Source organism: Microbulbifer sp. 2205BS26-8, from assembly GCF_030731025.1.
Taxonomy (GTDB): domain Bacteria; phylum Pseudomonadota; class Gammaproteobacteria; order Pseudomonadales; family Cellvibrionaceae; genus Microbulbifer; species Microbulbifer spongiae.
The window spans coordinates 14,024-34,805 of the sequence record NZ_JAVAMR010000038.1 but is presented as its reverse complement, the minus strand read 5'-3'; the positions used below and the strand labels follow the sequence as shown (position 1 = coordinate 34,805).

Annotated in this window: 18 protein-coding genes; 13 read left to right on the top strand and 5 right to left on the bottom strand. The window is 58.2% G+C overall.

The window, feature by feature from the left end; translation table 11 throughout:
* The first annotated feature begins 184 nt into the window (after nucleotides 1-184).
* Both Q5Y71_RS12580 and Q5Y71_RS12575 read left to right on the top strand, forming a co-directional pair.
* Entirely contained in the window at nucleotides 185-1,426 is a 1,242-nt protein-coding gene (locus Q5Y71_RS12580; RefSeq protein WP_306042479.1) for a capsule biosynthesis protein, read from the top strand.
* Nucleotides 1,427-1,646: 220 nt separating this feature from the next.
* Nucleotides 1,647-3,383: a DEAD/DEAH box helicase gene (locus Q5Y71_RS12575; protein WP_306042478.1), complete on the top strand. Its 1,737-nt coding sequence runs from the start codon at nucleotides 1,647-1,649 to the stop codon at nucleotides 3,381-3,383.
* Nucleotides 3,384-3,549: 166 nt separating this feature from the next.
* Here the strand turns inward: Q5Y71_RS12575 and Q5Y71_RS12570 are convergent, their stop codons facing one another.
* Nucleotides 3,550-4,479, bottom strand: coding sequence for a LysR family transcriptional regulator (locus Q5Y71_RS12570; protein ID WP_306042477.1), 930 nt, complete (start codon nucleotides 4,477-4,479; stop codon nucleotides 3,550-3,552).
* Nucleotides 4,480-4,661: 182 nt separating this feature from the next.
* On the opposite strand from Q5Y71_RS12570, the gene metE reads away from it, so the two are divergent.
* Nucleotides 4,662-6,896, top strand: a complete 2,235-nt coding sequence (gene metE, locus Q5Y71_RS12565; RefSeq protein WP_306042476.1) for a 5-methyltetrahydropteroyltriglutamate--homocysteine S-methyltransferase — start codon at nucleotides 4,662-4,664, stop codon at nucleotides 6,894-6,896.
* Between the two features lie 198 nt (nucleotides 6,897-7,094).
* On the opposite strand, the gene pepQ is transcribed toward metE, so the two are convergent.
* A complete protein-coding gene (gene pepQ / locus Q5Y71_RS12560) occupies nucleotides 7,095-8,450 on the bottom strand; it encodes a Xaa-Pro dipeptidase (protein ID WP_306042475.1) in 1,356 nt (451 codons plus the stop codon).
* A gap of 75 nt (nucleotides 8,451-8,525) precedes the next feature.
* Here pepQ and purU point away from each other — a divergent pair, with 75 nt between their 5' ends.
* Both purU and Q5Y71_RS12550 read left to right on the top strand, forming a co-directional pair.
* Nucleotides 8,526-9,362, top strand: a complete 837-nt coding sequence (gene purU, locus Q5Y71_RS12555) for a formyltetrahydrofolate deformylase (RefSeq protein WP_306042474.1) — start codon at nucleotides 8,526-8,528, stop codon at nucleotides 9,360-9,362.
* 83 nt (nucleotides 9,363-9,445) lie between these two features.
* A complete protein-coding gene (locus Q5Y71_RS12550) occupies nucleotides 9,446-9,868 on the top strand; it encodes a hypothetical protein (protein ID WP_306042473.1) in 423 nt (140 codons plus the stop codon).
* Nucleotides 9,869-10,125: 257 nt separating this feature from the next.
* On the opposite strand, the gene Q5Y71_RS12545 is transcribed toward Q5Y71_RS12550, so the two are convergent.
* Nucleotides 10,126-10,329, bottom strand: a complete 204-nt coding sequence (locus Q5Y71_RS12545; RefSeq protein WP_306042472.1) for a hypothetical protein — start codon at nucleotides 10,327-10,329, stop codon at nucleotides 10,126-10,128.
* Between the two features lie 179 nt (nucleotides 10,330-10,508).
* Between Q5Y71_RS12545 and Q5Y71_RS12540 the strand changes: the two genes are divergently transcribed.
* Nucleotides 10,509-10,868 carry a VOC family protein gene (locus Q5Y71_RS12540; RefSeq protein WP_306042471.1) on the top strand — a complete coding sequence of 120 codons (360 nt, stop codon included), beginning with the start codon at nucleotides 10,509-10,511 and terminating at the stop codon, nucleotides 10,866-10,868.
* A gap of 56 nt (nucleotides 10,869-10,924) precedes the next feature.
* Here the strand turns inward: Q5Y71_RS12540 and Q5Y71_RS12535 are convergent, their stop codons facing one another.
* The gene (locus tag Q5Y71_RS12535; RefSeq protein WP_306042470.1) at nucleotides 10,925-12,187 is read right to left on the bottom strand and encodes a 6-phosphofructokinase; all 1,263 of its coding nucleotides are present in this window, start codon (nucleotides 12,185-12,187) and stop codon (nucleotides 10,925-10,927) included.
* Nucleotides 12,188-12,471: 284 nt separating this feature from the next.
* On the opposite strand from Q5Y71_RS12535, the gene mpl reads away from it, so the two are divergent.
* From mpl to Q5Y71_RS12515, 4 genes are all read left to right on the top strand, one after another.
* Entirely contained in the window at nucleotides 12,472-13,860 is a 1,389-nt protein-coding gene (mpl, locus tag Q5Y71_RS12530; protein WP_306042469.1) for a UDP-N-acetylmuramate:L-alanyl-gamma-D-glutamyl-meso-diaminopimelate ligase, read from the top strand.
* A gap of 102 nt (nucleotides 13,861-13,962) precedes the next feature.
* Nucleotides 13,963-14,544, top strand: a complete 582-nt coding sequence (locus tag Q5Y71_RS12525) for a flavin prenyltransferase UbiX (protein WP_371877047.1) — start codon at nucleotides 13,963-13,965, stop codon at nucleotides 14,542-14,544.
* Between the two features lie 23 nt (nucleotides 14,545-14,567).
* Complete coding sequence (locus Q5Y71_RS12520) at nucleotides 14,568-14,843, top strand: SelT/SelW/SelH family protein (RefSeq protein ID WP_371877046.1); 276 nt, start codon at nucleotides 14,568-14,570, stop codon at nucleotides 14,841-14,843.
* Between the two features lie 112 nt (nucleotides 14,844-14,955).
* Nucleotides 14,956-17,526 (top strand): RND family transporter, encoded by a 2,571-nt coding sequence (locus Q5Y71_RS12515; RefSeq protein WP_306042467.1) that lies wholly within the window; start codon nucleotides 14,956-14,958, stop codon nucleotides 17,524-17,526.
* 80 nt (nucleotides 17,527-17,606) lie between these two features.
* On the opposite strand, the gene Q5Y71_RS12510 is transcribed toward Q5Y71_RS12515, so the two are convergent.
* A complete protein-coding gene (locus Q5Y71_RS12510) occupies nucleotides 17,607-17,888 on the bottom strand; it encodes a peptidylprolyl isomerase (RefSeq protein WP_306042466.1) in 282 nt (93 codons plus the stop codon).
* A gap of 147 nt (nucleotides 17,889-18,035) precedes the next feature.
* Between Q5Y71_RS12510 and Q5Y71_RS12505 the strand changes: the two genes are divergently transcribed.
* The 3 genes from Q5Y71_RS12505 to nadD all read left to right on the top strand — a co-directional run bounded on the left by Q5Y71_RS12505 (nucleotide 18,036) and on the right by nadD (nucleotide 20,769).
* On the top strand, nucleotides 18,036-18,662 hold the full coding sequence (locus Q5Y71_RS12505; RefSeq protein WP_306042465.1) for an LON peptidase substrate-binding domain-containing protein: 627 nt from the start codon (nucleotides 18,036-18,038) through the stop codon (nucleotides 18,660-18,662).
* A gap of 103 nt (nucleotides 18,663-18,765) precedes the next feature.
* Entirely contained in the window at nucleotides 18,766-20,043 is a 1,278-nt protein-coding gene (locus Q5Y71_RS12500; RefSeq protein ID WP_306042464.1) for a glutamate-5-semialdehyde dehydrogenase, read from the top strand.
* Between the two features lie 39 nt (nucleotides 20,044-20,082).
* Entirely contained in the window at nucleotides 20,083-20,769 is a 687-nt protein-coding gene (gene nadD / locus Q5Y71_RS12495) for a nicotinate-nucleotide adenylyltransferase (RefSeq protein WP_306042463.1), read from the top strand.
* The last annotated feature ends 13 nt before the right edge of the window (nucleotides 20,770-20,782 follow it).

Genomic DNA, 20,782 nt, shown 5'->3' with positions numbered 1-20,782 from the left:
ATAGACATTTGCGAAGATTAGTGTTGCAATGCGCGGTTCATTTTTGAGGCGCTCTCAAGCTAAACAGCAGTGTGAAAGTGGCGAAAACAGGCACAATTTACCCAAATATAACTTGAAAGGGGAATTGCCTGGGTGTTCGCAGCATATGCTGTTGCGTGTTGTGGTTTTTGTGTAGGGGAAATTCATGCCTGTGGCAGTATTTTTACAGGGGCCTCATGGCCCATTCTTTGCCGAGTTGGCAAAAAAACTGTCAAAGCAAGGGGTGATCACCCACAAGATCAATTTTAATGGCGGTGACCGTTTTTTTGGCTGGGCCGATTTCCAGGCCGATTTCAGCGGTTGTGAACATGACTGGCCATCCTTTTTTCGTCGCTATTTGCTGGAGCATGATGCAGAAGCCGTATTTGTCTATGGTGACTGCCGGCCTTTGCATACCAGGGCCCGAGCAGTCTGCGAGTCTCTGGGTATACCCTTTGGTGTTTTTGAAGAGGGTTATTTGCGCCCGGATTTTGTGACTTTTGAGTGGGGCGGTGTGAATGCTTTTTCCCATACAGACTGGTCTCATGAGGCTATTGGACGTTACCAGAGCCGCGGGCGTCAACCCGGGGCGCCTGTGGGCCGGACTTTCTTTCAACGGGCCCGTTTTGCCATAGGCTATTACCTGGCGATGCGTTTTGCCAGGTCTAAGTATCCTCACTATCAGCATCATCGAAGCCGCGACTGGAAAACTGAGGGGGCTTGTTGGATCAGAAGCTTTTTCCGAAAGGGGCTATACCGGGTTACCCAGCGTTCCTTAACCCCTAAATTGACGACGAACTTCAGTCGTAAGTTTTTCCTGTTTCCGTTACAAACCCGCGATGATTTCCAACTTCGTGAGCACTCGGACCTGCTCTCTATGGAAAACGCAATTGACGCAGTATTGAAATCCTTTGCGCGTTATGCTCCGGCAAATACAGTACTTGTGATCAAACACCACCCAATGGATCGGGGCTTTTGTCACTACCAAAAGCTTGTTGATGCCTTAGAGGCGCGTTATAGGCTCTCCCGCAGGGTGATTTACTGCCATGACCTGCATTTGCCCACCCTGCTGGATCATGCCAGGGGAGTTGTGACCATCAACAGCACCGTGGGCATTTCAGCGCTTCTGCACAGGGTTCCAACCAAGGTGCTGGGGCGCGCGTTCTACGATATGCGGGGCCTAACGCACCAGGGTTCACTCTCCAGCTTTTGGAAGGCCCCTGCTGTGGTTGAGCATAAGCTGTTCCGGCGCTTTCGGACCTATTTATATGAGCAAACCCAATTGGATGGTAGCTTTTTCAAGGGAATCAATAAGACCGTCGAAGGGGTTAACGAACGCCTGCTGCAGACTGTGAACAGTGGGCCTAGCGATACGCTGGTCGAAGCCTGGAACATATACAGGGGCTGAGAGGGAGTCAGTTTACTGAGCCTCAAAGCGCTATCCCCAGGAAAACGTATCGCTCAGCCACCAATCCACCAGCAAAGAACTTACATCAGACTCAGCTTCAGGGAGCGAATTTTGATCAAAAAACAGGCTGTTCTTTGCAATTTATCCTGTTAGACTGCCCCACCTTTTATCCAGCACCCCAGTTCTGCGAACGGCACTGGGGCTTCAAGTGACTCCCGAAATGACCGATATTTCCCCACCGGTTGGCTTTAGCCAGCTGGGCTTGCCGCCTGAAATCCTCGATGCCATTGAAAAGCTCGGCTACGAGACGCCGTCACCGATTCAGGCGCAGACTATCCCATCCCTGCTGGAAGGGCGGGATGTGCTGGGCCAGGCACAAACCGGCACCGGTAAAACGGCGGCCTTTGCGCTGCCACTGCTCTCCCAGTTGAACCTGAATGATCGCCGTCCCCAGGTGCTGATACTGGCGCCGACCCGCGAACTGGCCATCCAGGTGGCCGAGGCCTGCCAGTCTTACGCTGCCCATTTGAAAGGCTTCCATGTGGCGCCCATCTACGGTGGCGCCGACTACCGCGGGCAGATGCAACAGTTGAAGCGAGGTGTGCAGCTGGTGGTGGGTACCCCGGGCCGGGTGATGGACCATATGCGCCGCGGCTCCCTGAATCTGTCTAACCTGCGCACCCTGGTGCTGGATGAGGCCGATGAAATGCTGCGCATGGGCTTTATCGACGATGTGCAGTGGGTGCTGGAGCAGATTCCCGAAGCGCGCCAGATCGCACTGTTCTCCGCCACCATGCCCAGGGAGATTGCCCGCATCGCACGCGAGCACCTGCGGGATCCGGTTGAGGTCAAGATCCGCGTCAAAACCGAAACCGCAGAGACCATTCGCCAGCGTTACTGGCCGGTGGGTGGCCTGCACAAACTGGATGCCCTGACCCGCATCCTGGAAGCGGAGCCGGTGGATGCCACCATTATCTTTGTGCGCACCAAGAACAGCACCGTAGAGCTGGCGGATAAGCTGGCCGCGCGGGGCTTTGCCAGTGCGGCACTGAACGGGGATATGGCGCAGAATCTGCGCGAGGCGGTGATCGACAAGCTGAAAAACGGCAAGCTCGATATTGTTGTGGCCACGGATGTGGCAGCGCGTGGACTGGACGTGAAACGCATCAGTCACGTGATCAACTACGATATTCCCTATGATGCAGAAGCCTATATCCACCGTATCGGCCGCACCGGCCGCGCCGGTCGCGAGGGCGACGCCATTCTGTTTGTGGCACCCCGTGAGCGCCGTATGCTGCGCATTATCGAAAAGGCGACCAAAAAGCCGATCGAGAAACTGGCGTTGCCCAGCGCCGAAGTGGTCAACAGCGCGCGTATGCAGCGCTTCCGCGAGCGTATCACCACAACCCTGGAAGGCCAGGCTGACCTGGCCCCCTACCGCCAGTTGGTAGAGGAGTACCTGGCACAAAACGAAGTGGATCCGCTGGATGTTGCCGCAGCACTGGCGTCTATGGCCCAGGGTGACCAGCCCCTGCTGATCAGGGAGCAGAAGCTCAAGCCCCGCAAGGCGCGGCATGAGCGGGGCGGGGAATTCGAAGGCCGCCGCAAGCAGGATGGTTACGAAAAGGATCGCAAGATGCCGCCCCCGGAGGAGGGTATGGAGCGTTTCCGCATCGAAATCGGCCGCGAGCAGGGCGTGCGCCCGGGTGGTATTGTGGGCGCAATCGCCAATGAGGTCGAGCTGGACAGCTCATACATCGGCCGTATTGAGATTTACCCGGATTACACCACAGTCGATCTTCCAGAGGGCATGCCCAAAGAGGTTTTCCAGCACCTGAAAAAAGTGCGGGTAGCGGGACAGCCCATGCGGATTTCCCGTCTCGGTGATGCGGGTGTAAAGCCCGGTGGTCAGCCCAAAGGGAGGCGCAAGCCCAGGCGCGCTGGCAGGCAGGATTGATGGGGCGGCAAGAGTCTGCTGCCGAGCCGCGCTCCCGGTGTCGCCGCGGGCTCTGGGGATAATGCCGGAGAATGGGCACTTACCGGTAAAAATACGGTGCCCGGTTCCTGGTTGTGAATATCAGTGGAGGTCTCTGTGCTGGTCCTGTTGGAGGGTTGCCATCTTATCAGGTAGCTGCGCGTATCCCGTTTAAGTGGCTAAATGAGGTATCCCGTGCGGTTTGCAGGAAATCGGCAATGTAGGCCTGATCTAGCATATCTGCCCGCACGGCGGCGTACAGAGTGCTCCAAAGGCCCTTTTCGCCCAGGCGCAGCTGGGCAATAAAGCCTTTTTGCAGGTATTCGTGCAGGGCCCAGTCGGGCAGGGCACAGACGCCGCGCGCGCTCGCCACCAGCTGCACCATCATAACTGTCAGTTCCGCCGTGCGCACTTCCGCAGGTTCCACTCCCGCTGGGTCGAGGAAGCGCTGGAAGATATCCAGCCGCTCTCGCTCCACAGGGTAGGTGATCTGCACTTCCCCGGCCAGGTCTTCGGGCGCGATCCAGCGCCGCTTGCCGTGTTCCAGCAACCGGTGCTTGCGGCTCAGCGCCAGGCACATCTCGAAACTGAACAGGGGCTGGTAGTGGATGTCTTTCAACATCGTATCCGGATTGGCAGTAACTACCAGGTCCAGGTCGCCGCGCACCAGCGCCGGCAGCGGAGCAAAGTGAAAGCCACTGCACAGATCCAGCTCCACTTCGGGCCAGTCGTCCCGATAGGTGTTCAGGGTTGGCATCAGCCACTGGTAGCAACTGTGGCATTCAATGGCGATATTCAAACGGCCGGACTGGCCGGAGGCCAGTCGTGCCAGGTCGCGCTGGGCCAGAGTCACCTGCGGCAGTACAGCATCGGCCAGTTGTAACAGGCGCAGCCCGGCAGTGGTAAAGCGCAACGGGCGGGACTTGCGCACAAACAATGGCTGGTTGTGACGCTGCTCCATCTCCCGGAATAAGTGTGACAGGGCCGATTGGGTCAGGTGCAGGCGCTCTGCAGCCCGTACCAGGCTGCCGGTATCCCTCAAGGTACTCAGGGCGCGTAATTGGCGCAGTTCAATCATCTTTAGATTTATTCATGTTTATTGCAAAAAATATGAAATTGATTGAATAACACTGTATTGACACAATCAAGTCCGGATGCTCGCAGAGGGTGTGGCTGGCACTGGCACCGGTGACAACGTTGCGGGCGAGGGTGCCAATGCGGCGTTGTTCCACGCACAGACATGGACTTGGAGATACAGAGATGGCGCAGACACATATTCTCGGCTACCCCCGGATCGGGGCCGATCGCGAACTGAAAAAAGCCCAGGAGGCTTATTGGCGTGGGGATATTTCCCAGCAGCAATTGCTGCAGGTGGGCACTGATATCCGCCGCGCCAACTGGCAGGCGCAGAGAGATACCGGTCTGGACTTTGTGGCAGTTGGGGATTTTGCCTGGTACGACCAGGTGCTCAATCACTCACTGATGTTTGGTGTGGTTGCCGACCGGTTTGTCGATGGCGCAGCAGAAAATAAACTGGACCAGTATTTTCGCCTGGCACGGGGCCGCGCGCCCTCGGGTCAGCCGGTGGCCGCAAGTGCCATGACCAAATGGTTCGATACCAATTACCACTACCTGGTGCCGGAATTTGATGCGGAGCAGGCGTTTTGCTTGGATAGTGGGTGGTTACTGGCAGAGGTGCGCGAGGCCCAGGCCCAGGGACACAGGGCGAAGCCGGTGCTTATCGGCCCCTTGACTTACCTGTGGCTGGGGCGGGGTGTCGACAATGCCCTGGATCTGCTTCCCAACCTTCTGCCCTGTTATACGCAGCTGCTGGCGCAGCTTGGGGAACTGGGCGTGGCGTGGGTACAGATGGATGAGCCAATTTTGGGGCTCGACTTGCCTGCCGAGTGGCGCTCGGCATTCAGTGGCGCCTACCAGGAGATCAGTGCCGCTGCAGGCAATCCGAAGTTACTGCTGACCACCTACTTTTCCCCCCTGCGAGAAAACCTGCCCCTGGCTTTCTCACTGCCGGTGGATGGCGTGCATATCGATTGCGTGCGCGCGCCTGAAGAATTGGAGTCTGCGATGGCGCTTGTCGGTGAGGGGCAGGTGCTGTCTGCCGGCGTACTCAACGGGCGCAACGTCTGGCGTGCGGACTTGCACAAGTGGCAGCGAACCCTGAAGCCCCTGGCTGCACAACTGGGAGATCGCCTGTGGCTCTCTGCTAGCTGTTCCCTGCTGCACAGCCCGGTAGACCTGGAGACCGAAACAGCCCTGCCGCAGGCGCAAAAACAAAAACTGGCCTACAGCCGCCAGAAACTGGCCGAGCTCACGCAGTTGCAACAGTTGCTGCAAGAAGAGGCCGCTGCAGCTGAGGCTGGAACAGAACAGGGGGAGAGCACTCACTCAGTTGCAGAAAAACTGCGGGATACCTGGCGGGAACAGCGCTACCTTGAGCGGGCATCGGTACAAGCAAAACGTTGGCAACTGCCCCTGCTGCCCACCACCACCATCGGTTCCTTCCCTCAGACCGACCTGTTGCGCAAGGTGCGCCGGCAATACCGCAACGGAGAGATCAGCGAGGAAGACTACCAGGAACACCTGCGCGCGGAAATTGCCGAAGCCATTCGTCGCCAGGAAATTCTCGGCCTGGACGTGTTGGTGCATGGTGAAGCCGAGCGCAACGATATGGTGGAGTATTTCGGCGAACAACTGGCTGGATTTGTACACACCGGCAACGGCTGGGTACAGAGTTACGGCTCCCGCTGTGTGAAACCACCGATTATCTTCGGTGATATCTCCCGCCCGCAGGCCATGACCGTAACGTGGAGCCGCTATGCGCAGAGCCTCACCAGCAAGCCGGTGAAGGGCATGCTCACCGGCCCCGTTACGATACTCAACTGGTCTTTCCCGCGGGAGGATATCCACCGCAGCGAGAGCTGCCTGCAGATTGCCAGGGCACTGCGGGAGGAGGTGTTGGATCTGGAGGCGGCGGGTATTGGCATTATCCAGATCGATGAACCGGCCCTCCGCGAAGGTGTACCACTAAGGGCGGCCGGACACGCCGATTACTTCGCCTGGGCGGTGGGCTGCTTTCGCTATACGTGCAGTGCGGTGAAGCCGGAAACGCAAATTCATACCCATATGTGCTACAGCAACTTCAATGCCATCATAGATGCGATTGTGTCCCTGGATGCGGATGTGATTACCATTGAATCCGCGCGCTCCGATTTACGCCTGCTCAGCGCCTTTGCGAACAAGACTGGCGGCTATCCCAATGAGATCGGGCCGGGGATTTACGATATTCATTCCCCCAATGTGCCCGAGCGGGAGGAGCTGGTGGAGCGCCTGAAGAAAATTGCCCAGGTGGTGCCGGTGGAGCGGCTCTGGGTCAATCCGGATTGTGGCCTGAAAACCCGCAGTTGGGCCGAGGTGGGGTCATCCCTGCTCAATATGGTGGCGGCGGCGCGTGCGGTTCGAGCCGAGCTGGCCTGACAAAAAAACCGGCAATGGCTGGGCTTGCCGGTTTTTTTGTATGGAGAGGGGATCTTTCCCCGTGGCGCTGAGGCCGGTTATTGGTTTTTTACCACAATTTTCGATTTTAAGATATTGCACTTGCGTTCAAACCGGCAGGTTAAATGCGGGTGCAGTTGGCGCCAAACAGGCCCCGCTACCTGTTTCGCGCCAAGCCGGTTAATTGCTGGGTGTTACAGTGGTTTCAGTCACTCTATCGAACCTGGTTGGGACAGAACCCTCGCGGGAGAGATTCTCATTACCCGCGGCGTGCACCACAATATTGTCCTCGATACGCACACCGCCATAAGGGCGGAATGCCTCTACCTTTTCCCAGTGCACTTCAGTGGCAAGGGGGGAGGCTTTTAACTCCTCCAGTAGGCTGTCAATAAAGTAGAGCCCCGGCTCAATGGTAAATACCTGATTCTCTTCTATTGTGCGGCTGCTTCGCAAAAAGGGGTATTGTGCCGGCGGGGGCGTGGTGCCGCCATCGGGACCACTCTGGTGGCCGCCCACATCGTGGACCTGCAGGCCGAGGAAGTGGCCCAGGCCATGGGGCATAAACGGGCGGGTCAGGCCCGATTCCATGGCGCCCTCTGGGGAGGTCTTGATGACGCCAAACTGGGCCAGCAGTTCGCCGACTTTCAGGTGGCACTGGCGATGCAGGGCCGGATAGGGCACACCGGGTTTAAGTCCGTCCACCAGTTCCAGTTGTTTCTCATCCATGGCTGCCACCAACTGCGCGAATGCGTTGTCGGCGTAAGAGTAAGTACGGGTGATATCTGAGCAGTAGCCGTGACAGTCTGCACCGGCATCGATCAGGAAAGTCCTCAGTTCCGATTCCGGCAGGCGCTCGGTGGAGAGGTGGTTGTAGTGCAAAATCGCCGCGTGCGCATTCAGGGCAACGATATTGCCGTAAGGCATGCGGTGCTCGCCCTGGCCGGCAGCACCCAGGTAGGCCTGGTTGATCTCAAATTCGCTGGCACCGCTGCGGAAAGCCTGCTCTGCGGCCCGGTGGCCGGCCATGGCGGTGCGGTTGGCCTCGCGCAGACAGGCGATTTCGTAAGGGGTCTTGTAGGCGCGCGCCCAGTGCAGTCGGTTGATCAGCAGCTCCGGGTTGTCACTGCCAAGGGGCCAGTCCCGCAGGCTGTCGCCCTCACCGATAAAGGCTGCATTGTCTGCACTGAGGAATGCCTTGGCATCGCTGGGTTTGCCCAGCAGCTCGATATCGTAAAACCCGCTCCAGAAAGCCTGGGGAACGGGCGGGACATAATGCCAGAAGTCTACCGGGCGGTAGAACAGCAGCTTTGGCTTGCGTCCACGCTGGTAGATCACCCAACTGTGCGGGTTGTCTGTGACCGGGACCAGGGCCTTGAAGTGGGGATTGACCCTGAAGGGGTAGGGGTTGTCATCCAGAAACTGCAGCCTGGGTGCGCCGCTGAACACATTGAGGGTCTCGAAGCCGCAGGCTTCCAGTATTGTATCGTAGCGGCGGCACAGGGTGGCCATATGCTCGACGTAAAGGTTGTTATCCATGTTCTCCCCGGTATGAATCGCTGAATCGGCATAGTGTATAGTCTGGGCCCTGGATAGTTGGCCTGAAATTTGACGATGGAAAAGAAGATACTGCTGACCGACTGCCCCGATGACAAGGGCTTGATCGCAAAGATTACCAATATCTGCTACAAGCACCAGCTCAATATCATTAGGAACCATGAGTTTGTGGACCGGCAGCAGGGCCGCTTCTTTATGCGCACTGTTCTGGAGGGCATCTTCAACGATATCACCTTCCTGGAAGACCTGGATATGGCCCTGCCCCAGGGGGCCGAGCGGCAACTGGTATCTGCCGGGCGCAAGCGCCTGGTGCTGATGGTCACCCGCGAGCCCCATTGCCTGGGGGATATCCTGATGAAGAGCTACTCCGGTGCAATGGATGTGGAAATCGCTGCGGTGATCAGCAATCATCCGGATCTGGCCGGGTTGGTACAGAAGTTTGATATTCCCTTCCACTGTGTGCCGACCGAAGAGCTGGCACGCTGCGAGCATGAGCAACAGGTGGCAGCCCTGGTGGACGAGTACAGGCCGGATTACCTAATACTTGCCAAGTATATGAGAATACTCACCCCCGCTTTCGTGACCCGCTACAGTGGGCGAATGATCAATATCCACCATTCCTTCCTGCCCGCCTTTATCGGTGCCAGACCCTACCAGCAAGCCTATGAGCGCGGGGTAAAAATCATCGGCGCCACCGCGCACTTCGTCACCGACCATCTGGATGAGGGGCCGATCATTGAGCAGGACGTGATTCATGTGGACCACGCCCACTCCGCTGCGTCCATGGCGGAGGCCGGCCGCGATGTGGAAAAACTGGTATTGTCCAGAGCCCTGCTGATGGTGTTGCAGGAGCGGGTGTTTATCCACGGTAATAAAACGGTGGTGTTCAAATAACCAGCGGATAATCTGGCCAATGGGATAACCGGGCTACTGTTGCACTGCACATTGAGAATACATAGAGATCAGGAGGGCGTATTTTGGCTGTTGATAAAAAATATATCAGTCTACTTTTTCCGCCGCGGCTGCGGGGTTTATGGCTTCTCCCGCTGTTTCTGGCCGCCTGCGCCAGCGACGGACCCATGCCCGGGGCGAAGGAATCCTTTCACACTGAAATTGCGCCCAATGGTGCCAAGCGCTTTGTATTTACCCTGGAAAGGGAACACAAGTCATTCCCTGCACCGGTACTGGCCCACCCCGACGGCCAGAGGCGTATGCAGCGTGGGCCTGTTGGAGCGGGTGCAGGCGTCAGCCGCCGCGATATCGCGTATTTCGAGCGGGCTTTGGCGCGGCAACTTGCCGAAACCGGCTTTTGCAAGCAGGGATATTTTGAAATAGAACGCACGGTTTACAAATACGGTGGTGAAGTGCGCGGAGAGTGCCGCGAGGGGGCCGGGGAATAGGCCTTTTGCGGCCACACCGTGCCGGTGCTGGCTCCCGGCATCGTTCGAAGCAGCGCAGAGAAGCCTGTATCTGCGGGCATCGGTGCCAGGGCTTTTACCCCGCTTGCGGGTGGGCAGGTTAGGGGTGCGGTGCTGATGCAATGGTGAAGTCGGTTGTCTCTTGCAACCTGTCGCTAAGGGGGCTACTGCAGCCAGATATGTCCCCGGTTTTTACCAGGCCAGTAGCCCGGTTGCGGCAGGTGTATTTCCAGAGCCTGTCATTCCCGCTCATCGGGCAAAAACTGCGCATGGTCGGGCAGGCGATTTACGCTGCCGTTGATCAGCGTCTTCAGATTTGCCATCAGTTCTTGCAGTTGTGACTGGGACAGGCTATCGGCGATGATATGGTGATCCCGGGGCAGAACCCCCTGGCCTTGGGCGGTGCTGTGGGTGTTGGTCAGATGGGGGTCTGTGAAATACAAGCAGTGCGATGACGTTTGGCAGTATCCCCGCAATGTCAATTCACAAGGTCATGGAGTCGTTTGTGAGCGTCGAGTCAGTCCGGCGTGTTCTTGCCGGTGCCCGGAGAGTTTCTGGGATTGGAGCCTGCTGCTGGAGAGGTCGTATCCCCTGGCGGTTCATGGATTTTGGAGACAGTTGAGTGAGCGAGCACGAAACAATCAATTATATCGAATTCTCGGCCAACGACCTGGAAAAAACCAAGGCATTTTTTGCGGAAGCTTTCGGTTGGGTATTTACCGATTATGGCGCAGAATATACGGCTTTTACCGCTGCCGGGCTGGATGGGGGTTTCTATCAGGCCAACTTGCACAGCTCAACCGCAAGCGGTGGTGCGCTGGTGGTATTTTACAGTACCGATCTGGAAGAAACCCTGCGAAAGGTGGAGGACTGCGGTGCCAGGGTGGTGAAACCCATTTTCTCTTTTCCCGGTGGCAGGCGCTTTCATTTTACCGAGCCGTGCGGCAATGAGTTTGCCGTCTGGTCGGATGCGGATTTGTAAGGCGCTGTGCCCAAAGCCCCCGGTATTATGGGGCTTCGAGCTGCACAGTGTTTACATCAGGTTTTGAAATCCGCAGCCAGTTTTTTCTCTACCAGCAGTTTTCTCAATCTGGCATACCGCGGGATTCCGTTTTTGTAGGGGGGGTAGTCTTCCCCCTGGATCAGCGGCAGCAGATAATCACGCCCCTTTTGGGTAATGCCGAACCCGTCCTCGCTGATATATTCACCCGGCATGAATTTTTCCACATTGGCCACTTGGGACAACGGCACTTCACCCACAGACCAGCTGTACTCACTGCCCTCGGCGCGAATGATTGCCGGCATAATGGCATTTTTGCCGGCAACTGCCATTTGCACGGCAGCGCGGCCTACGGCATAGGCCTGCTCCACATCGGTGGCGGAGGCAATATGGCGCGCGGCGCGCTGCAGATAGTCGGCCAGAGCCCAGTGGTATTTCAGGCCCAAGGCGCTCTTGATCATAGTGGCGAGCGTCGGTGCAACACCGCCGAGTTGTTTGTGGCCGAAGGCATCGGTGGTCCCGGCATCGGCGAGAAAGGTGCCGTCTTTGTTCTGGACGCCCTCAGAGGCGACGATGACACAGTAGCCTTTCTCGTCCACGGTTGCCTGTACCTTGGCGAGGAACCTTTCCCTGTCGAAGGGCACTTCCGGGAACAGGATAATGTGGGGCGCATCGCCTTCCTGTTCCTGGGCCAGGGCACCGGCGGCGGCAATCCAGCCCGCGTGGCGGCCCATCACTTCCAGAATAAAGACTTTTGTGGAGGTGGCACACATGGAGGCCACATCCATGGCGGCCTCCTGAGTGGATACGGCCACATATTTGGCCACAGAGCCGAAGCCCGGGCAGTTGTCGGTCAGGGGCAGGTCGTTGTCTACGGTCTTGGGAATGTGTATGGCCTGGATCGGATAGCCCATGGTCTCGGACAACTGGGACACTTTCAGGCAGGTGTCCGCGGAATCACCACCGCCGTTATAGAAGAAGTAACCGATATTGTGCGCTTTGAATACGGCTATCAAACGTGCGTACTCTGCACGATTTTCCTCCAGGCTCTTCAATTTGTAACGGCAGGAACCAAAAGCGCCGGAAGGGGTGTAGCGCAGCGCGGCAATATCCTCCGCGCGCTCCTGGCCCACGTCGATCAGCTCCTCGCGCAGTGCGCCGAGAATGCCGTTTAGCCCTGCATAGACATTGCCTATTTTGTCCTGGTTTGCACGCGCGGCTTCGATGACACCGCAGGCAGACGCGTTGATCACGGCGGTTACACCGCCGGATTGTGCGTAAAAGGCATTTTTTTTCGACATGGTTATCCTGTATCTATCGGGGTCTTGAAATACGTCTTTGCTCGGCTGTCCGCTATGCGGCTGTTCTCGTTACGGTGGCACGCGGGGAATGCCGGAGTTCGTGTCGGCTGCCGGTCACTGCGGCTAAGTCGCTATCCGTTGGTAGAGAGTGGGTCGAGCAGTGTGGGGGCGGAGTCTAATGGAATAGCACGGAGAATGCATGGAGACCGGAGTATTTGACAATTACTGGTCTGTGATGCCGTGTTAAGCTTGCGCCGCAACGATCGGGAGTACAGATTTCCGCCATGCATATTCACATTCTAGGTATTTGCGGCACCTTTATGGGAAGCCTTGCCCAGTTGGCTGTGGCGGAAGGGCACCGGGTGACGGGCAGTGATGCCGATATCTTCCCGCCAATGAGCACCCAGTTGCTGCAGGCGGGAGTCCAGATCATTGAGGGGTATGATCCGGCGCAATTGGAGCCGGCGCCGGATCTGGTGATTATTGGCAATGCCATGCCCCGCGGTAATCCCGCGGTGGAAGCGGTGCTGGAGCGGGGCCTGCCCTATACTTCCGGCGCCCAGTGGCTGTGTGATCACTGCCTCGGCGGACGCTGGGTATTGGCGGTGTCCGGCACCCATGGCAAGACCACCACCGCCAGTATGTTGGCCTGGATTCTGGAAGCGGCGGATATGCAGCCGGGTTTCCTGATCGGCGGGGTGCCGGGTAATTTCGGCGTATCGGCACGCCTGGGTGAGTCCCCGTTTTTTGTGGTGGAGGCGGATGAATACGATACCGCCTTCTTCGACAAGCGTTCCAAGTTCGTGCACTACCGCCCGCGCACAGTCATTATCAACAACCTGGAATTCGACCACGCGGATATCTTTGAAGATCTGGCGGCGATCCAGCGCCAGTTCCACCACCTGGTACGCACGGTGCCGGCCAGTGGCCTGGTGGTTGCCGCTGCAGAGGAAAATGTGCAACAGGTGTTGGCGCAGGGCTGCTGGAGCGAGGTTCAGCGCTTTGGCTTTGTGGGTCAGGAAGGGCTGGGCCTGGGCGACTGGCGCGCGGTGGATATCGCCGCGGATGGCAGCAGTTTCACCATACAGTTCGAGGGGGCCGAGGTGGCGCGGGTGGAGTGGGACTGCACCGGATTACACAATGTGTGCAATGGCCTCGCCGCTGTGGCGGCCGCCCGCCATGCGGGGGTGTTACCGGCGTTGAGTGGCACCGCACTGGGGCGTTTCCAGGGGGTGAAGCGGCGTATGGAATGTCTGGGCGAGGTGGCCGGAATCCGAGTATATGACGATTTTGCCCATCACCCCACGGCGATCCAGTCAACCCTCACCGGGCTGAGGGCCAAAGTGGGAGGAGACAGGATCATCGCTTTGATCGAGCTGCGTTCCAACACCATGCGCATGGGAGTGCATCGGGACAAGCTGGCGAATGCCTGCAGCGGTGCGGATATGGTGCTCTGGTATCAGCCCCCGGGCATGGACTGGTCACTGGAGGAAGTGGCGCGCCACTCTTCGGTGCCCGCCGGGATTTTCGATAGTATTGAGAGCGGTGTGGAATCGGCCCTCAAACTCGCTGATGAGGGCAGCCATATTGTGGTGATGAGCAATGGGGGGTTCGGTGGTATTCACCAGCGCCTTATCGGTGCTTTGGAACAGAAATACCGCCGCCCGGTCTGAGCCATGTTACCGGCAGGGAAGGGGTAGGGAAGATGCATTGCGGGACAAATTGAGGTTGGGATTTTGCATCAGCACACCTTCGACAAAACCGTGACCCTGGCCATGACCGGAGCTTCCGGGGCGCAATACGGCCTGCGCTTACTGCAGTGCCTGCTCGCCTCCGGGGCGCGCGTCTGGCTGCTAGTGTCCGAAGCCGCGCGGGTGGTGATCAATACCGAAACTGACCTCAAACTGCCCGAGGGCGACAGTGGGGCGCTGCAGGATTGTCTCGCCGATCATTTCGACGCGAAGGAGGGTCAGCTGACCCTGTTTGGCATGCGCGACTGGTTTTCCCCGGTGGCATCCGGCACCGGCGCGCCGGTCAGTATGGTGATCTGTCCCGCCAGTGGCGGTACCCTCTCGGCGGTTGCCTGCGGCGCTTCCAACAACCTGATCGAGCGCGCCGCGGATGTAGCCTTGAAGGAGCGCCGCCAGCTGATCCTGGTCCCGCGCGAGGCGCCTTATTCGGAAATACACCTGGAGAATATGCTCAAGCTCACCCGCATGGGTGCGGTCATTCTGCCTGCCAGTCCCGGTTTTTATCAGAGACCGCGCACGGTTGACGATATTGTCGACTTCGTTGTGGCACGCCTGCTCGATCAGTTGGGCGTGGAGCAAAACTTATTGCCGAACTGGGGTGAATAGCGCGCTAAAAGGGGGCTATTGTCGTGAAACCGAGCGTCACGATTCATTACTGTGTGCAGTGCAACTGGATGTTGCGGGCCACCTGGATGGCCCAGGAATTGCTCTCCACCTTTGCCGATGACCTCCAGCAGGTTGCATTACAACCCGGAACTGGGGGAGTATTTGAAATCCGGATTGGCGAAAATTTGATCTGGGAGCGCAAGCGCGATGGCGGCTTTCCCGGCGCCAAGACCCTCAAGCGGCGTGTGCGGGATCTGCTGTTCCCGGACCGCGCGCTGGGACATAGTGATATGCCCTGAATGTATTTCCAATACCACGGGGTGGACGCAAACTGTGTACCCGTAGTTATCCCGGAGGCGGCCAAAACGTACGCGGCTGTGGCCCACTGATATTCACTACTAGCGGAAATTTATGCTGTCAGCTTTCAAGACCTGTTGCGAACACCTGGTGACCAAACGGCCATTGGCTGTATTGATGGTTGTCGGCCTGTTGAGCCTGCTGGCTGCAATGGGCCTGCCCCGCTTTAAACTGGATGCCTCCGCGGATTCCCTCACGCTGGAAGCGGACCAGTCCCTGGATTATTTTCGCGAGATTTCCGAGCGCTATGCCAGTGGCGACTTCCTGGTGGTGACCTACCGCTATAAGGATGGTGACCTGTTCAGCGATGCGTCCCTGGACACCCTGGGCAGACTGCGCGATGCACTGGGCGGGGTGGATGGCGTCACCAGCGTGCAGACCATTCTGGATGTGCCACTGCTGTATAGTCCCAAGCTGTCTTTGACCGATCTCAGCGATGATATTCGCACCCTGTCCAATGCCGATACCGACAGGGACCTGGCCCGCCAGGAGTTTCTCTCCAGCCCCATTTACCGTGAATTGATCCTGAGCCCGGACGGCCAGACCACTGCGCTGCTCGCCAACCTGAAACTGGACAACCGCGGTATTGAACTGGTGCGCGAGCGCGATGCCCTGCGGCGCAAACGCAGCAGTGAGGGCCTGAATGCGGAGGAGACCGCGCGGTTGCAGGCGGTGAGTGCGGTTTACCTGGAACATCGTACCGCCCAGGAATTGGAGGCCCGCCAGCGAGTGGAAGCGGTGCGGGGGATTCTCGCCGGTTACCAGGGGCAGGCGGAGCTGTTCCTCGGCGGTGTGACCATGATTACCGCGGATATGATCGCGTTTATCAAGAGCGATCTGGTGGTGTTTGGTGTGGGTATCCTCGCCTTTATCATCCTCACCCTGCTGCTGATCTTCCGCCAGCCGCGCTGGGTGCTGCTGCCACTGCTCACCTGTGTGACCACCGCTGTGATAATGCTGGGACTGCTCAGCTGGCTCGATTGGCGCCTCACGGTGATCTCTGCCAATTTTGTCGCGCTGTTGCTGATTATCACTCTCGCCATCACCATTCACCTGGCGGTGCGCTACCGCGAATATATCGCCCAGCACCCCCACTGGAGCCGCGAGGAACTGGTACTGCAGACCGTGCGCTTTATGGCCAAGCCCTGCCTGTATACTGCACTGACGACGATTGTGGCTTTCGCGTCCCTGGTGGTGAGCGGTATACGCCCGGTAATCGATTTTGGCTGGATGATGACCATGGGCGTTACCCTGGCCTTGGTGCTGTCTTTCCTGATTATTCCCTGCTTCCTGATGATTCTGCCCAAGCGCGAGGGCAAGGTGAGTGCGGACAACTCCCACGCCTTTACCCTGCGTTTTTCCCGTTTTGCCGAGGGGCACCGGGTTTTTGTGTTGGGTGTCTCCCTCCTAGCTTTCGCGGCCGGCATTGCGGGTGTGTCCCAGTTGAAGGTGGAAAACCGTTTTATCGATTATTTCGATGATGCCACCGAGATCTATCAAGGGATGCTGGTGATCGACCGCCGCCTGGGCGGAACTGTCACCCTGGATATTGTCCTCGACAAACCCGAGGAGGAAGTAGTGGCCTTTGAGGGGGAGGAAGATCCTTTCGGCGAGGCCGCTGGTGATGACGCCCTCGCTGCGGAAGACCCCTTTGCCATAGATGATCCCTTCGGCAGTGCGGAAGAGTCTCAGGAGCTGAGTTACTGGTTTACTGTAGCCGGTCTTGCTGAGTTGGAGCAGTTGCATGACTACCTGGAGGCCCAGCCGGAGGTCGGCAAGGTGCAGTCCCTGGCAACTGCGTACAAGGTGGCCCGCGATTTGAATGGTGGCCCGCTCAATGACTTCGAACTGGCGGTGGCGAATAACAGCCTGCCAGCGCAAATTCGCAGTGTGCTGATCAGCCCCTATCTTTCCACGGAGGACAACCAGGCGCGCATCACCCTGCGGGTTATGGAAACTGACCCCGGCCTGCGCCGCGATGCATTGATCCAGCGCATCTACGACTACGCCCACAACGAAATGGGCATAGCCCCGCAAAATATTCACCTGACCGGCCTGCTGGTGCTTTACAACAATATGTTGCAGAGCCTGTTCAAGTCGCAAATCCTTACCCTGGGGGCGGTGTTTGTCGGTATTCTGCTGATGTTTTTAGTGCTGTTCCGCTCCCTGTCCCTGGCCATTATCGCGCTGGTGCCAAATATGCTGGCAGCCTGTGTGGTGCTTGGCGGTATGGGGTTGGCGGGCATACCGCTGGATATGATGACCATTACCATCGCTGCGATAACGGTCGGTATCGGTGTGGATCATGCGATTCACTATCTGTACCGTTTCCGCGCCGAGTTTGCCAAAGACGCCAACTACCTGGCCACCATGCATCGCAGCCACGCAACCATCGGCCGCGCCATGTTCTACACGGCGATCACCATTATTGCCGGCTTCTCGATTCTGGCGTTGTCAAAGTTTGTACCATCCATTTATTTTGGCCTACTGACCGCACTGGCTATGTCCGCAGCACTGCTCGGCTCCCTCACCCTGCTGCCGCTGCTGCTGGTGATATTCAAGCCACTAGGAAGGGGCAAGCCGAGCCACGAGCAGGTGGCAGCAGAAGCTGCGGTGGGTGCCTGATTGGGAATGCCCACGCCAGGTAATGAAAAGCCGGGCAGAAAGCCCGGCTTTTTGATCAAAGCGTATTCTCCCGCTCGGGATTAATCCTTGCGGCTGGTGATTTCCAGCAGGTGATAACCAAACTGGGTTTTCACCGGCCCGTGCACCTTGTGCAATTCATCGGAAAAAACCACTTTGTCGAATTCCGCGACCATGACGCCTTTGCTGAATTCTCCCAGATCGCCTCCTGTGCGGCTGGACGGGCACTGTGAGTGCGCTTTGGCCATTTCGCCAAACTCGGCACCGCTTTCGATTTCCTGCTTCAGCTGCTGGCACTTTGTTTCGTTCTCCACCAGAATATGACGGGCTGTCGCTGTGGGCATACATCGTCTCCATCTATTGCATTGACCGCAGCAGCTTACTGGGTGTGCGCGGCATTTGCCACCGGTAATATCCGCAACAAATCCCAAGCCTGGTCACACTCTTGACCAGTGACACGAAAACGTCACTTCTGTCGGGGCGGCGGGTGTGTGCGCAGTGGTATCTTTAGTGAAGACAACACAATACGGCGAGTGACCCCATTGCAACAGATCCCTCTTTTTCCCTTGAGCGTGGCCCTGTATCCCGGGGTTACCCTGCCCCTGCGTATCTTCGAACAGCGCTACCTGCATCTGGTGAGTGAAGCCCTGAAGACCGACAGCGGATTTGGCGTGGTGCTCATTCGCTCCGGCGGCGAAGTGGGGCATGCCTCGGTGTGGCCGCTAGGTGTCTATGTGCACATTGTCGATTGGGGCCAGGGTGAGGAGGGGCTGCTGCATATACAGGTGGTGGGCCGGCGCCGATTTCGCATTACCCGTACGGACAGGGCTGAAGACGACCTATTGCTGGGGAATGTGGAATGGCTGCCGGAAGAGGCGCCGAAACCCATACCCGCCGATAGCGATGGCTTGCTCGCTGTACTCAATGAACTGAAAGAGCGCGCCAAAATACTGTCGCTGAAGTTCGACCAGGTGGATTCCGCCGATGCGCTGTCCTGGCAGCTGGCGCAGTTGCTGCCCTTGGAAGACAAGGTGCGGGTAGAACTTCTGGCCCTGGAGGACCCGTTGGCACGCCTGGCCAATATCGCTGACAATCTGGACCGATGGACCCAGCAGTGACCGGCTGTGGACCTATTTTCCGGAATAGGCCGGGATTGGCCATTCAAACCCCGCTCCCCTGGGGTATACTGCGCGGCCGACCGGATTATGCACGGAGCGCCAAGTGACCACCACCGACACTGCTGACCAAATCCGTACGCAACTCGGGCAGATGGGCCAGGCTGCCCGCGCTGCAGCGCGGCTGATGGCCAGGGCCAGTACTGCGGCCAAGAACCGTGCCCTCAGGGCCATCGCCACCCAGATTGAAGCGCAGCGGGCGCAACTCATCAAGGCCAATATCCGAGATATGCAGGCGGGGCGTGCACAGGGTCTGGACGCTGCACTGCTCGATCGCCTGGAACTGGATAACCCCCGTATCGACGCTATGATTGCAGGCCTGTTACAGGTCGCGGATCTGCCTGATCCGGTGGGGGAAATCGAGAATCTGCGCTATCGTCCCAGCGGCATCCAGGTGGGCAGAATGCGTGTGCCGCTGGGGGTGGTGGGGATTATTTACGAGTCCCGCCCCAATGTGACCATAGATGCTGCCAGCCTCTGTCTGAAGTCCGGAAATGCCACTATTTTGCGCGGCGGGAGTGAGGCGCTGCACTCCAACCAGGCTATTGCCGCCTGCATTGTCGCTGGATTGCGCGCGTCAGACCTGCCGGAGACAGCCGTTCAGGTGGTGGGGACCAGCGACCGCGCTGCCGTGGGTGCTTTGATCACCATGCCGGAATACCTGGATGTGATTGTGCCTCGCGGTGGCACCGGCCTGATTGAGCGTGTCAGCCGTGAGGCCAGTGTACCGGTAATCAAACACCTGCACGGGGTGTGCCATGTCTATATCGATGACCGCGCGGATCCGAAAAAGGCCTTCGATATTGCCCTGAATGCCAAAACCCGCCGCTACGGCGTATGCAATGCTATGGAAACCCTGCTGGTTGCAGAGGGAATCGCCGCAGAGATACTGCCGGATCTGGCCGCGGCCTTTGAGTCCAGAGGTGTGGAGCTGCGCGGTTGCGAGCGCACTCGCGAGATACTGCCGCGATGCCTGGCAGTCATGGAAGCGGACTGGACTGAGGAGTACCTGGCGCCAATACTGTCGATCCGCGTAGTGACGGATATGGAGGCGGCGATGGCTCATATTGCCCGCTACGGCTCCGGCCACACGGATGCCATAGTGACCGAGGATTACAGCCGCAGCCGGCGTTTTCTCACGGAGGTGGATTCCAGTTCGGTGATGGTGAATGCCTCCACCGGCTTTGCTGATGGCTATGAATACGGCCTGGGGGCGGAAATTGGTATTAGCACGGATAAAATCCACGCCCGTGGTCCGGTGGGGCTGGAAGGGCTAACCTCCCGAAAATGGATCGTGCTGGGAAACGGACATATACGACAGTAGACGCTGTCCCGGTGTAATCATCTGGCGCAAGAGGTAATTTTGGCGACCAAGCGGCACAGTATCGCCCTGTTTGGCGGCACCTTTGACCCGATACATTTCGGCCACCTGCGTATGGCACTGGAGCTGCGCCAGGCTTTAGGGTTCGATGAAATGCGCTTGCTGCCAAGCCACCAGCCGCGCCACCGTGAAAGTCCGGGGGTGTCCCCCCGTCAACGTTGCCAGATGCTGGTGCTGGCACTGGCGGGTTGTGACGAATTGCAGCTGGATGAGCGGGAATTGCGCCGGGGGGGGGCCACTTATACTGTGGACACCCTGGAGGAATTGCGTACAGAGCTGGGTCCTGAGGTGTCGATCAGTTTCTGTATGGGGCTGGATTCCCTGCTCAGTCTGCACCACTGGCACCGTTGGCAGAGCCTGCTGGCGCATGCGCATCTGGTGGCGGTGACCCGGCCGGGCTGGAGTCCGCCCCAGCGGGCAAAAGAGGGTGATCATTCCCCGCTGCTCGATGTGCTCGAGCGTCACCGCGGAAGCACCGCCGATCTGCATGGGGAGCCCTGCGGGCGCCTGGTGGTGCGCGAACAGACCCTGCTGCCAATCTCCTCCACTCATATTCGCCAATTGCTCGGCAGCGGCCAGTCGCCCCGTTACCTCCTTCCAGCTGCGGTGTTGCAGTATATTGAAGACCATCAACTTTACAGAAAACAGAATACCGCCGGCGACCGGTAAAGCATCAAGGTGT